The organism is Methanosarcina sp. DH2, from assembly GCF_020804225.1.
GTDB lineage: Archaea > Halobacteriota > Methanosarcinia > Methanosarcinales > Methanosarcinaceae > Methanosarcina.
This window is the reverse complement of record NZ_WJBI01000001.1, coordinates 344,636-357,783: the sequence shown is the minus strand read 5'-3', so window position 1 is coordinate 357,783 and position 13,148 is coordinate 344,636. Positions and strand designations below refer to the sequence as shown.

The window sequence follows — 13,148 nt, the reverse complement described above, 5'->3', positions numbered from 1 at the left end:
TTTCGAGCTCGTCTCAAAACCGATTCCATTCCCGTATAAATAAGAGTTCAGAACTATTTCCAGTGCCAGAAACCTGATTGATTATCTAAATTCGTCATCCAGGAAAGTAATTTTTAAATTTTAGGATAGACTTTTCAATAACTACCCAACAAGAATTCAGAACCTGTGTTTCATCTCTCATTCCGGCTTTTAACCCTGAATAGATTTAGTTTGTGTTAAATATCATGAGAGTAATACGAACATATAGCAGAGAAAGCAGAGAAATTATCGGAAGGGGATCAGCGAAAGAGGAAATTGCCGAAAAAGTGGCTAAAAATACTTGCTGAAAAAACCTGAAAAGAATATTTTGCTTGAGATCTCCGGAAATAATCCGGTTGATAGGCATATTCATCCTGAAAATTATCCTGAGAATTATCTTGAAAATCAGAGATTCTGTCCGGAGTGCAGGGTTTATTAAGATCTATTTCTTTCGGTAATATTTGCTTTTCTAAAACGGAAGAATCAATATTAAAACCAGACTCAAAACCAGACAGTGAAACTGTATGAGTGAAGAACTGCTAAAAGTGTTAAAGGCGGCAGGACTTGATGTACTTTCCTGCATGCACTGCGGCACATGCACAGGAAGCTGTCCTTCGGGACGGCATACCGGGCTCAACACCCGAAGAATAATTCGAGATGCACGCAAGAACAGAGCTACTGTTCTTTCAGATGACGCCCTGTGGCTCTGTACAACCTGTTACACATGCCAGGAGCGCTGCCCTCGCGGAATACCAATTACTGATGCCCTGCTTGAACTCAGGAGACTCGCAGTCAGGGAAGGGTTTATGCGCCCCGAACACCGCCGTGTTTCGGAAATGGTGCTGGAGTGCGGGCATGCAGTCCCCCTCGATGAAGAAACAAAGAAAAAAAGAGAGGAACTGGGGCTGGACCCGATACCTGAAACCGTCCAGAAATATCCGGAAGCTCTGGAAGGTCTGAGAACTCTTCTCAAAACCTGCAAATTTGACGAGCTGGTGGCTGAAAAATAAGGAGGCAGAAAATCATGGAAAAACTATCGCTATTTCTTGGCTGCATTGTGCCCAACCGTTACCCCGGAATCGAGAAAGCAACGAAACTCTGCCTGCAGAAACTTGAAGTAGATGTATCCGACCTGCCAGGAGCCTCCTGCTGCCCTGCTCCGGGAGTGTTCAAGTCTTTTGACAAAGCGACCTGGCTTGCCCTTGCTAGCCGAAACATCGTCCTCTCGGAAAGAATGGGGAGAGATATCCTTACGGTTTGCAATGGTTGCTACGGGTCCCTGGCAGACGCTAATATGGAACTTAAAAAAGACCCGGAGATGAAAGCCTGCACAAACACCTGCCTGAAAGAGATAGGTATGGAGTATAAGGGAACTGCAGAAGTAAGGCACATAATCGAGTTTCTTTACAGGGAATTCGGGCCTGAAAAACTCAAAAGCTTCCTCACAACTCCCCTTGACCTGAAAGTAGCCCTTCATTACGGATGCCATCTTATCAAGCCCTCAAAAGACAGAAACCTCGGAGAGACGGAAGCTCCGGTCTTCTTTGATGAGCTGGTTGAAGCTACCGGTGCAAAAAGTGTGGACTATACCGACAAAATGATGTGCTGCGGAGCAGGCGGAGGAGTCCGTTCAGGATACGCTGCCGAATCCCTGGAGATGCTCGAACATAAGCTTGCATGTATCCGGAATGCAGGAGTAGACTGTATTATCAATGCTTGCCCCTTCTGCCATCTTCAGTTTGACAGGGGACAGCTTGCAGTCAATGAAAGGTTCGGAACTGACTACTCTATCCCGGTTCTCCATTACTCCCAGCTCCTTGGCCTTGCTCTAGGTTTTTCCCCGGATGAACTGGGAATAGAACAGAATGCAGTCCAGAATATCGAGTTTCTTGCGAAAATCTATGAGATCAGTGCAGGTTTAAGGTAAAAATAGCTGAAAAATACGTAAAATGCATGAAAAAGAGGTTTAAAGGCAGAACGAATGAAAAAGGAGTTCAAGGTAAAAAGGTCAAGAATATTTTTGAAACCAGGAACTCAGTCTCTCCTCAAGGTGACGTTTCCTCAAAGCCTTACTCCAGACCTTCTTACCTTTTTGCCTGCATGTACCAGAGGCATTTCTGCCTCCATTTGCAGGCCCCGCATACCTCTTCGAGATCCGAAGCTCTGTTAAGTTTTGAATTTATGAGCCTGAAGGCTTCTTCTGCCTTCAAAACAGTTCCGTCATCTATTTTTAATTTCTCCAGGACAGCCAGATCCATCTGTCTTATTCTGAGGGAGAGGGCAGATTCCTGAATGGTGCACTCCCTTTTGCTGGGGCAGGAAATACAGATTGCATCACACACAGTTACAAGCTTGAGAAGCCTGGAAGGAAGAGCTTCGAGATCCGAAATCACAGCCCGCATATTTGCAACAAAAGCCGGACTGTACCCATACCCCTGGAACCCCTGAATACAACAGAGATGATGAGCCCTGATTTTTAAGAGTTCGGAATCTGGTTTATAGTCGGTTTCAAATCTGCATTTGGATTTTTCGGACATATATTTCTCCGGAGCTTAAAATTACAAAAATTAAAGAATTCTTTCTAAAAGCTCATTCAATAAAATCAATTTCTGAATCCCCGAGATAGGGTAGTTCCAGAAGAGGAAGTGCTATAGAAGGTGCTTCCGAGTGTTCCGCAAAGAGAATATCGTAGCCTGTTCTAAGTCCCAGAGTAATATTCAGATCAGTGCAGTCATTGTTAAGGAGGAGAGCCTGCCCTACAGGATTGCAGGCAGCTTCAAGCTCCAGACTACCGGTTTTTCTGATACCGAGACTTTCTTTTTCGAGGCTGCAAACTTTGCAACAAACTGAAAATACTTCAAAATACCTTGAAAGGATGTCATAGACCAGTCTTGCTTCCCTCTCATGTTCTATACAGAAAGCAATTCCGATCTTGCTGTACCCAAGCCTCTTTGAGTAAATTACAATCTCTTCCAATTTTGTCCTTTTTGCAGGATCCGACTCAAGCCAGGCAGAAATTTGGATCGATTTAAGATCATCGCCGGTATACTCAAGTTTCGATTTGATAACAGAACAGTTTTTGCCTATCAGGCATTCCTTATTCCTGCACAACGCGCACTGCACACTTTTTCTCCCCGGGGTTTTTAGGACGAATAGGCATTATAAACATAAATAAACTTTGCATGTATAAATATTTACATGAAATAAATAAATGAACGGGTAGAATTCATGATAAGGAAAATAGATAAAAAAACTCAATGAGAAAAACAAAGAAATCTCATTTAAGAAATAATAAAAATTAAAAACTCTAAAGGGTTATTTCTGCCTCGCTTTCGGCAGAGGGCCTTCATAAAGTTTTTCAAGGGCATTGACAATTTCTTCCAATTTGTTGAAAGGGATCCCTATAAGCATTTCATCGTTTTCAATGTCAGTGGCTTTTCTGCACCCGAAGCAGCCTAAAGAAACATTTATTTCCCCTGTCAGGCTCGGCAGGATAGTTGTGTCGGCGCAGGTTGCCTGAAAAGCTGCACTGCTAAAGTTAACTCTTCCGCCTTTGTGGTAGGTACTTGCAGGGATAATCCAGTAAACAGTTTCGGGTCTGTCTACAAGAATAACTACATCGGGTTCGACCTTTGCATCCTTCAAAGGCCCCACAACGGTTGCAAGTCTGCTTTCAGGCTCAAATGCCGGACGCTTTGCTATCATTCCAGCTGCAGCCTCCACACTATTGAACATTCCCAGGTTATGATGGAATTCTCCTGATGCTACCTTTTCAGGCGTAGGAATAATCCCTAGGCTTGAGGCTCCTACCACGCAGGCATGCTTATCTGCAGGCATTATGAAGGACTCCCCTTTCCTGGCTTTCATAATAGACTGGCAGTGCCTGAGGTTTTTTTCGGGCTCTTGGTACCCTTCAGGCACAGGCTCTCCTTTTTTAACAACTTTCACTGCCACCGGTTCGTACTTAAGGTCAAGGAATTTGACCAGTTTCTCTGCAAGCTGAGTATAATCCATTTTATTCCCTCACCAACTATTTGTTGAACTTATTACTTAATTACTACTTAATTTATCAATTATTTGAAATAATAATAAAAGGATAGACTAATTATTAGTTAACAACTGCTATCTCAGTTAACAGTTGCTATATTATTTAACTTTTTAATTCTTCAGTTAATATTCGACAAATTTAAAGCTCCCTCGTATCGAGGGCTTCCGAGCACATTTTTTCTTTGAAAGTATCTGAAAGCCTCATTTCGAGCTCTTCCCAGAGATTACGGACAGTATTTGCAAATTCCACAGCTTCGGAGCCTCCGGAGTGGGCGGCATATTCAATCACGGTTTCTTCCTTCATCATTGCCTCTGTAGTTACATCCGCATAAGGTAAGCGGGCAAGAAGAGGAATTCCGGTTTCCCTACAAAAAGCCTCAATTTCAAGGCTTTTTTTCTCGTTGATATCATACTTGTTAATGCAGGCAACGGTTGGGATTCTGAAATGTTTGGTAAGCTCGACTGCCCGTTTCAGGTCGTGGAGTCCGGAAACAGTGGGTTCGCTAAGCACAAGGACAAGGTCGGTTCCGGTAATTGCTGCCATAACCGGGCAGCCGGTACCGGGAGGGCCGTCAATAAGAACGAGTTTGCAGGAATATCTATCTGCAAGTTCTAAGGCCTTCTTTCTGACCAGGTTCACAAGTTTTCCACTTGTTTCCTCTCCGGTGCCCAGTTTTGCATGAGCCATTGGCCCGAAACGGGTCATGGAGGAAACTGCCTGTCCGGAGATTCTCGGCGTCAAAGACACCGCATTTTCAGGACAGGCGACAGTACAGACTGCACAACCTTCGCAGCTATACGGATTTATCGTGAAGTTTTCAAGGACTGCTCCGAATCTGCATATCTCCAGGCAGATGCCACAACCGGTACAGAGCTTCGGGTCAATAGAAGCAAGTTCCAGTCCCAGACAATCTTCTTTTTTAAGTACCTCGGGCTTAAGGAGGAGAGGCAGGTCAGATGCGTCAACGTCACAGTCTGCAAGTACAGCATTTTTAGAGAGAGACGAAAAGGCAGCTGTAAGAGTGGTCTTTCCGCACCCACCTTTTCCGCTAATTATAGCCAGCTGCCTCATTATACCCCCGTGTTTTTGCAGGCCAGTGCTTTTATCGTTTCGAACATATCTTCGAACTTTTTTTTCCATTCGGGCATTTCCTTAACAAAAGGAGTGCCTTCTGAATAGAGCCTGGCAATCATTTTATCATTCGGAATGCGGAGTAGAATAGGAATCCCTTCAGCTCTGCAAAACTCTTCAACTCTTGAATCTCCAAGCCCGTCCCGGTTGAGAACAACTCCCACAGGGACCTTAAGAGCCCTTGCAGCTTCCAGGGCAAGAAGAAAGTCGTGGAAACCGAATGGAGTAGACTCGGTTACAAGCACACAGTAATCTGCATACCCCATAACTGAAAGGACAGGACATGCCGTTCCAGGAGGGGAATCAAAGATTACAGGTCTGTTTTCATCGATATGACGCTGAAGTGACCTGATAACAGGAGTCGCCATAGCTTCCCCTATGTTAAGTGTGCCACAGATAAATGTGAGGGAGCTCTCAGGGGACGCTTTTTCGATCATACCTATAGGCCTGGGCTTTTCTTTTAGGGCTCCTGCTAGACAGACAAAGCTGCATCCACCGCATCCGTGGCAGAGGGCAGGAAAGGAAAGAATTTTATTGGGAAGGGCAGCCAGAGCGTTATACTTACAGAAACTAGAACAGTTCCTGCAGAGAGTACACATGTCAGGATTGATTTCCGGAACCAGACAGATTACTTCTTCTACAGGCTCCAGTTCAAACTCCAGAAACAGGTTGCAATTAGGCTCTTCCACATCACAGTCAAAAAGCTGGACCTCTTCAATAGCAAGGGCAAGGTTTACTGCAACTGTGGTTTTCCCTGTACCGCCTTTACCGCTAGCAATTGCAATTTTCATAAGCTGCGCCTTCCCACCTGTACACAAACTGAGGAAACAATCATCAGTGATGGTGATCGTGTTCTGCACAGGTGTTTTCGGCACTGGCACTGCGGAGCTGCCCTGCTTTCCATGCATCTATCGTATCCTGGACCTTACCTCCGGCACCTACAAAAACATTGATTCCATAAGACTCAAACATCTTGACAGCTTTGTACCCCAGTCCTGCACAGAGCATAACTTCCACCCCATTCTTATAGAGGAATTCAGGCGGCAGGTCCACTCCACCCATATGCTCGCTGGTATTAGGGATCACCGAAACTTCTCTACTATCGGTATCCAGGATTGTATAAGTGGGAGCTTTTCCGAAATGTTGTTCTACAGTCCCTTCCATGCCGTTGTTATCTTTTGTGGGTATACATACTTTCATACAGCTCACCTTTAATTTTTCAGATTTTCAATAAAATATTTTTACAAAATTTTTAGTATTATTTGAGATTCTTGCTCTTAATTCGGACCTTTAAATCAACTCTTTTTTATACCGCTATGAGTAGAAGCATTCGGACTCTCAAGGACAGCGAGTTTTCCGGCCTGATACTCTCGAAGGGCAAAGGCTACTGTACCTCTGATTCCAGAGCAGGTTTCAATACCTGCTTCGGATAGTATGGAGAAAGAGTTCGGCCCCACACTTCCCGTCAAGAGAGTGTTTACTCCTGCACCCGCAATTGCTTCTGCTGCCCGGATCCCTGCACCACCGGAGGCTTCCGAACCGGGATTTTTGATTGATGTTACTGACCCTATGTCCGGATCAATAATCACGAAATAATTGCATCTTCCGAATTGAGGGTCCACTTCAGAATCAGGATCCTTTCCACAGGCGCTTATGCAGATTTTCATATTTCATGCTCCAATATAAAATCCGCTGACTCTCAAACTATACATTTCTCTGTAAAATTTCCAAATAAAGCGGAGGCAAATAAGTCCCGCACAAACGCAGAGAAGTCAGAGATATAGAAAGTACAATTTCACTCATATGTACATAAATATTTATAGTTTTCTATTTGAAAAGAGAAATTGTTATATATTTATTCCACAATGTGCATAAGTAACCTATGAAAAAATGCAGAGGAAGACCAAAATGTCCGAGGCGCGTCGAGCAAACCCCTGATGTCACATATTTCAAGCCCCGAGGGGTTCCACTGTCAGACCTTGAAGTGGTGTCCCTCACGGTAGAAGAGCTTGAAGCCCTCAGGCTTGTGGATATTGAAGGTTTAAGACAGGAGGACGCAGCCAGCAGGGTAGGGATATCAAGGAGAGCATTCTGGGAAGATTTGAAAGCCGCCAGAATGAAAGTAGCTCTTGCCCTGAGCAAAGGAAAAGCAATCGAAATAAAAGGCGGTAACTATATCAGGGCTGAGAGTACTGACACTAGAGAAGATGCTGACGCATAAAAGAGACATCTGAAAACGGGGAAAGACTGAAAATGCGGAAATTTTACACAGGCGATAAAAATGACAGATAAGGTTCAATCACTGGAAAGCCTATCGAAGAAGCCCGAGGAACCAAAAATCGTAGTCAACCTCAGGCGCATCAAACGTAAGATCATGGTAATGAGCGGGAAAGGCGGAGTAGGGAAAAGTACAGTTGCCGCAAATCTCGCTGTAGGGCTTGCCCTCCGCGGGCACAGGGTAGGTCTTCTGGACTGTGATATCCATGGCCCGACTATCCCTACTATCTTCGGGCTGGAGTCCGCAAGACCTGAGGTAAATGAAGAAGGAATTCTCCCAATTCAGGTGCTTCCCAACCTCTCAATAATGTCTATTGGTTTCCTGCTCGAAAACAAAGACTCGCCAATAATCTGGAGAGGACCGGCCAAAATGGGAGCAATTAAGCAGTTCCTGGAAGAGGTTTTCTGGGGGACACTTGACTTTCTAATTATCGACCTTCCTCCGGGAACGGGAGACGAGCCCCTGAGTGTGGCACAGCTTATCCCCAATTGTGATGGTTCCGTGCTTGTCACAACCCCTCAGGATGTAGCCCTTATCAGTGTCCGGAAATCAATCACATTCTCTGAAAAACTAAATGTGCCTGTGATAGGACTTGTAGACAACATGCATGGGCTGATCTGTCCTCACTGCAATAAACCTATAGATGTGTTCGGAAGCGGAGGCGTTGAAAAAGCCTCAAAAGACTTTAACGTCCCCATACTTGCCAGACTTCCCATAGAACCCAAAATTGCAGAAATGGAAGACAAGGGCACGGTCGTTCAAGACCAGCTTAAACACAGCACGGAGTGGCAGAAGAATTTTGAAAATGTCGTGACCGCCGTAGAAAAAATCCTTAAGGAAGAATAAGTCAGAGTAAAAAGTAAAAAGTTTACACAGCCCATAGCCATTTAAACTTTTTTATCAGAATTGCATTCCCCTATCGGAACCAATTCTTTTACTCTCTTCTCCTTTTCCGGACTTATTTTATCATTTCTTTCCCATATTTATTTTCCACTCCTACCGCAGGTCTCTAATATAGTTATTGATTCTTATTCTATAGAATCCCTTAAATTGGGAAGTTTACAGATAGCTATTACCTTTGTTTACGGTAAATTATTTGTGTATTATGGAGAATTCTATTGCAGAATTCAAGCTTTCATAATCGGTAAAAACAAAATTATTTGAGATAGAGAGAATTATTAATACAGAAAACCTAAAGAACTACAAAATGAAAAATTAACGTTGAGAACATGAAAAAATTAATTATCTTACTAATCCTGCTTGTATCTGTACTCTTTACGGCAGGCTGTACTGAAAACCCGGAAAATTCTGCAATTGCTCAGGAAACCCAGGAAGAAAGTGTTGTTGTAAATTTAACCGATCTGGAACAGATAAACACATCCGTTCAGGAAGGTCCTGTCTTTGTGAAACTCGGATCCGAGGGGTGCTATGCCTGTAGGGAGATGGAACCTATCCTGAGTGACCTGGCAGCAAAATACGGAGGACAAGTCACGGTCATGTCTGCAGATCTAGTCCAGAGCCCTCAAATTGAAGCTTATTTCGGAGCATACTATATCCCTGATTCCTTTGTAGTCGTGGGCATTGAAAACGGAAAATATGTCTACATGCAGAGAGACGGAAATATTACCACGGACAGAACTCAAGCAAGAGTTCAGGGACTCATTGAAAAGCAGGTGTATGAAGAGCTCATTAAAAGATCCATTCTTTATTATGAAAATGTAAATGCAGAGTAAAAAAATGGTCTTACCAGAAAACTAATTTCAAGCTCCCTTTATCAGCTGAAAAACTCAGGTTTTCGGCAGATTCTGGACTCAAAGCCGAATTTCGGAATTAAAAAAACAGCATCGTTAAAAACTAGACAGAAAAACATCGAATCAAAACCATGTATTATGAAGCCATTTCCCCCCTGGCTGCATTTAGTGCAGGAGTGCTCAGCGTCCTGTCTCCATGCATCCTACCCCTTCTTCCTGCAGTCCTTGCAAGTTCAGCAGGAAAAGGAAAGTTAAGACCCCTTGCTATAGTGCTTGGAGTTTCGATATCCTTTACCCTTATGGGAGTTGTGACCTCAGCCTTTGGAGCAGCTTTTCAGGCATACATAGGTCAGCTGAAGATCCTGGCAGAGCTTCTTATAATCACAATGGGTCTTGCAATACTCTTTGATATAAGCCTGTTCAATGCCTTTGCAAAATTCCCCCTTCTTGCAGACATGAAAGGTAAGGGACCGATCTCAGGCCTTCTGTTAGGACTTTCCCTCGGCGTGCTCTGGATCCCCTGTGTGGGACCGATCCTTGCCTCAATCCTGACCATGGTAGCCCTGGAAGGAAACGCTGCTACCGGTGCACTAACCCTCTCCATTTATTCTGCGGGGTTTGCGGTACCCATGCTACTGCTCGCATACTCAGCTCACCTCTCCACTTCGAAAATAAAGCTCATATCAAAGTATGACGTAGCCTTCAAAAAGGGAGCCGGAATAGTGCTTATCCTTGTAGGGCTTTCAATGGTCTACCAGAACCACTTCTGGTGGCTATTTTAAGTTTTTTGTAAATAAGTGTATATTTGAAACACAATTTGAAACATAAATTGGGAAGGAAACAGTAAATTAGACCTGTTTCTTCTCACACCACTTCTGCGATTTCCATGAAAATAGGAACAATTTCGCCCGACTTATAGTCCTTACCGTACAACCATATGTCGACTAAAGTATGACTATGCGGAATCTCCATCTTAACTGCATTTGTAATCTGTTTATCCATAGTTACCTTAAACGTATAATCTCTTTTTTCCCGGTGGAACCGTAGACTTAAAGGGCGGGCTTGTGAAAAATCGCCTTCAGATTCAAGACTGTATGACTCGTTTATTATTGATTTGTTGTGTTGATCAAATACTTCAACTGCCACTTCATGACCATTAACATCATGGTTGTGTATTATGAAAAGCGGCGCTGCAGGCCCCCTAAACATACAAGGGAGAGAGATATAGAAAACTAAAACGGTTATCAGGATAATGATACCTGAAAGAACCAGTTTCTTAGAATTATTGCCCAATTAGATTTCACTCCGGAATAATGTAAAAAAAAGAATACATGCGTTACTTCTTATAATTTATTCTTGATCTTATAATAAAATGAAAATTCCCCAGAAGCCGATATATTGCACCAGCGTATGCCCCCACAGTACGCTTTCAGGCAGGGTAAAACCAAAAAGCCAGCCGATAGCAAACATACTGAACGGTACGCCAAACATTTCCAAGTGTAAACGCAACAATAAACTCCACGTAAACCCCTGAAGGCTTTACCTGGCTCTTTCTATAGAACGGCACAAATAACAAGAATATACCGTAAATAATTATCCAGAGGGCAGCCATCCACCACATTCCGAAATGGACCAGACATCTTCTGTAACCATCTTAATCACCTTTTTTGTTTTCAACAGGTTGCAACATCATATTACATGATATAAATAGTAAAATAGATAGAACGTTCTCGTAATCTTTGGAGAAAAGAGCATATTTACGGTATCAATTATACCGGCACATCTTCTTTTTCCCTTTCTTTTCCATGATTCTGGCATATCAGCTATGTTATTGATAATGCGGTACCATAATAATGAAATATCAATTATTGGCTCTCTGTCATTAACTAAAAAAAGAGTCGGCGAATCTATTATATTACGAAGAAAAAAAGAGAAAAGAGTGAAAGGAGTTTTTCAGCCCTTGCCTTTTATCAGTCGAACACAAGGCCTGCATCAACTGATAAGGATTTAGAAGCTTTCCAAGTCCTTTAAAAACAAGATAATGAGCTTATTTTTCCACACTCATAGAAGCAGAGTTGAAACTGACCATGCGGGCATAATACTCAGATCCAAGGTCACTGCCATTTATTGACCCTGTGACTGACGCTCTTCTGGAGAGCGAATTCTCAGCACTCTTGAATAAGTAGTCTCCATCTCTTGAGACGTACCTGGAGCTGCCCTTTGAAACATCACCAATGCCGGTCCAATCGGCTTTAACGGTCAAAGCACCCTCAGTTATATAATATTCTCCCGTTTCATCGTAATACCACTCATATAGCTCAATCTCGACTTCGGATAGGCTTGCAGAATTAAGTTTTTTATCGATATTGAAAACATCATCCTCTGTACACATATATCCGTACTTATCGGACGATTCACCTGTCATTTCGTTATACGTCCATACTGAAACATAAATATCAGTCTCATCATCTGTTTCAGTTACAGATAGATAGGTATAGGTAGTTACATTACCATTCGTTTCAGTCCAATCTGCATATGCATAAGCACCATTATATCGCGTCATTGATTTAGATTCCAGCGCATCTACACTCATAGCCGTTGAAAACAAGACTATGAGGGCAAATAGTATTGTGCATGATTTTCTCATATTATTCCTCGATCATCTAGAAATTTAGACAATATATGAACGTTTTTTATTTTTTTATTTCCATTGTTTACACATAATATCTAACTAGTTTTTATTTAGACAAGTATAATTACTCGTGTATGTATAAAAAGACTGTGTAAGAATATTTATGGACAAGAATACAACCAAAAAAAAGAATTAAGAAAAATAAAAAAGGAGTTCAGATCAGATTGTTTAAACGCTGAACTTGACGCTCAATTTCAACTAAGATGCTGATCTGATAAAACTAGAAAGCTCTATAAAGTTAATAATAAAATTTTTGGAAACTGTGATCTGTTTTATTTCTTCATCTCCATAGAGGTAGACTTGAAACTCACAAGCTCTGCGAAGCAATTTTCTCCTGCATCAAGGTTATCTATACTCGCCGTGGCTGTAGCCTCTCTATAACTGGAACTGTCACTACTCTTTATTATGCAGTCACCGGATTTAGAAATAAACTTTGAACTGCCCTTTAGAGTTTCGCCTTTGCCAGCCCAATTAGCTTTGACAGTTATAATTTCCGTTTCATAATTCTCCAGATCAGAGACCTCTATATCAACTGCAGAAAGACGCGCTGAATTGAGGTTCCCGGCTGCATGGAAAACATTATTCCGGGTAAATATGTATCCCGATTTATAAGAACCGCCACCTGTCATCGTATCAAAGGTCGAGATTGATAGGAAAACAAAAGTCCCGACAGGCGTCTTGATTGCAACCAGATCGGTAGAAGTAATTGTATCCTCATCCATATCGGTCCAGCCTGCAAGCGCACACATACCACTCTGACGGGCTATTGCCTTATATTCCAGTGCTGCTGCGCTGGTGGCCACTGAAAATAAAAGAATAAGAGCAAGCATTAATGCACAAATTTTTTTCACTTTCTCTCCCCAAATATATTCTATATTTAACCCAAATTATTAAGAGTATTAAATAAAAACTACGACTATAAATGAAATATTATGTCTATTAATTATATAGTAAATTATTGAAAGATATAATAAAGATTAAGAAAAAATATTCAGAATCTGAGTGAATCAAGAGAGAAATACGAGAATAACAGACTTTGAAAAAGCTGAGATGAAAGAAATAGATGTAACAGAAAAAATCTGATCGAGAATAAAATTCAAGGAAGAAAAAATGAAAAGGACTGATGAATATGGTAAAAAAATTAACGAGTTGAAACAAAAATAAATAAAATAAAAACTGAAAGTGAAGAGCAGGCAGAAAAACAAAAAATAGGCTGAAATAAAAATAAAA

Annotated in this window: 16 protein-coding genes; 6 read left to right on the top strand and 10 right to left on the bottom strand. The window is 42.1% G+C overall.

Annotated elements, in window-relative coordinates; genetic code table 11:
• Positions 1-542 precede the first annotated feature (542 nt).
• The gene (hdrC, locus tag FXV91_RS01525) at positions 543-1,028 is read left to right on the top strand and encodes a CoB--CoM heterodisulfide reductase subunit C (protein WP_229387643.1); all 486 of its coding nucleotides are present in this window, start codon (positions 543-545) and stop codon (positions 1,026-1,028) included.
• Between the two features lie 14 nt (positions 1,029-1,042).
• Positions 1,043-1,945, top strand: coding sequence for a CoB--CoM heterodisulfide reductase subunit B (gene hdrB, locus FXV91_RS01520; protein WP_229387641.1), 903 nt, complete (start codon positions 1,043-1,045; stop codon positions 1,943-1,945).
• 157 nt (positions 1,946-2,102) lie between these two features.
• Here the strand turns inward: hdrB and FXV91_RS01515 are convergent, their stop codons facing one another.
• From FXV91_RS01515 to FXV91_RS01485, 7 genes are all read right to left on the bottom strand, one after another.
• Positions 2,103-2,555 (bottom strand): DUF1284 domain-containing protein, encoded by a 453-nt coding sequence (locus FXV91_RS01515; protein WP_229387639.1) that lies wholly within the window; start codon positions 2,553-2,555, stop codon positions 2,103-2,105.
• A 52-nt stretch (positions 2,556-2,607) separates the two neighbouring features.
• Positions 2,608-3,141, bottom strand: coding sequence for a DUF1847 domain-containing protein (locus FXV91_RS01510; protein WP_229387637.1), 534 nt, complete (start codon positions 3,139-3,141; stop codon positions 2,608-2,610).
• Positions 3,142-3,333: 192 nt separating this feature from the next.
• Positions 3,334-4,032 (bottom strand): DUF169 domain-containing protein, encoded by a 699-nt coding sequence (locus FXV91_RS01505; RefSeq protein ID WP_229387635.1) that lies wholly within the window; start codon positions 4,030-4,032, stop codon positions 3,334-3,336.
• A 172-nt stretch (positions 4,033-4,204) separates the two neighbouring features.
• Positions 4,205-5,137, bottom strand: a complete 933-nt coding sequence (locus tag FXV91_RS01500) for a 4Fe-4S binding protein (protein WP_229387633.1) — start codon at positions 5,135-5,137, stop codon at positions 4,205-4,207.
• Positions 5,137-5,988 carry an ATP-binding protein gene (locus FXV91_RS01495; RefSeq protein ID WP_229388563.1) on the bottom strand — a complete coding sequence of 284 codons (852 nt, stop codon included), beginning with the start codon at positions 5,986-5,988 and terminating at the stop codon, positions 5,137-5,139. The genes FXV91_RS01500 and FXV91_RS01495 overlap by 1 nt, the downstream gene beginning before the upstream one ends.
• Positions 5,989-6,031: 43 nt before the next feature.
• Positions 6,032-6,397 carry a NifB/NifX family molybdenum-iron cluster-binding protein gene (locus FXV91_RS01490; RefSeq protein WP_229387631.1) on the bottom strand — a complete coding sequence of 122 codons (366 nt, stop codon included), beginning with the start codon at positions 6,395-6,397 and terminating at the stop codon, positions 6,032-6,034.
• Between the two features lie 95 nt (positions 6,398-6,492).
• Positions 6,493-6,864: a NifB/NifX family molybdenum-iron cluster-binding protein gene (locus FXV91_RS01485; RefSeq protein ID WP_229387629.1), complete on the bottom strand. Its 372-nt coding sequence runs from the start codon at positions 6,862-6,864 to the stop codon at positions 6,493-6,495.
• 215 nt (positions 6,865-7,079) lie between these two features.
• Between FXV91_RS01485 and FXV91_RS01480 the strand changes: the two genes are divergently transcribed.
• From FXV91_RS01480 to FXV91_RS01465, 4 genes are all read left to right on the top strand, one after another.
• Positions 7,080-7,418: a DUF134 domain-containing protein gene (locus FXV91_RS01480; RefSeq protein ID WP_229387627.1), complete on the top strand. Its 339-nt coding sequence runs from the start codon at positions 7,080-7,082 to the stop codon at positions 7,416-7,418.
• 60 nt (positions 7,419-7,478) lie between these two features.
• Entirely contained in the window at positions 7,479-8,321 is an 843-nt protein-coding gene (locus tag FXV91_RS01475; protein ID WP_229387625.1) for an Mrp/NBP35 family ATP-binding protein, read from the top strand.
• A 383-nt stretch (positions 8,322-8,704) separates the two neighbouring features.
• Complete coding sequence (locus FXV91_RS01470; protein ID WP_229387623.1) at positions 8,705-9,208, top strand: thioredoxin family protein; 504 nt, start codon at positions 8,705-8,707, stop codon at positions 9,206-9,208.
• A gap of 149 nt (positions 9,209-9,357) precedes the next feature.
• Entirely contained in the window at positions 9,358-10,008 is a 651-nt protein-coding gene (locus tag FXV91_RS01465) for a cytochrome c biogenesis CcdA family protein (RefSeq protein WP_229387621.1), read from the top strand.
• Between the two features lie 82 nt (positions 10,009-10,090).
• Here FXV91_RS01465 and FXV91_RS01460 read toward each other — a convergent pair whose 3' ends face one another.
• From FXV91_RS01460 to FXV91_RS01450, 3 genes are all read right to left on the bottom strand, one after another.
• On the bottom strand, positions 10,091-10,519 hold the full coding sequence (locus FXV91_RS01460) for a hypothetical protein (protein WP_229387619.1): 429 nt from the start codon (positions 10,517-10,519) through the stop codon (positions 10,091-10,093).
• Positions 10,520-11,273: 754 nt separating this feature from the next.
• Positions 11,274-11,819 (bottom strand): hypothetical protein, encoded by a 546-nt coding sequence (locus FXV91_RS01455; protein WP_229387617.1) that lies wholly within the window; start codon positions 11,817-11,819, stop codon positions 11,274-11,276.
• A 371-nt stretch (positions 11,820-12,190) separates the two neighbouring features.
• Complete coding sequence (locus tag FXV91_RS01450) at positions 12,191-12,769, bottom strand: hypothetical protein (protein WP_229387615.1); 579 nt, start codon at positions 12,767-12,769, stop codon at positions 12,191-12,193.
• Positions 12,770-13,148: the final 379 nt, after the last annotated feature.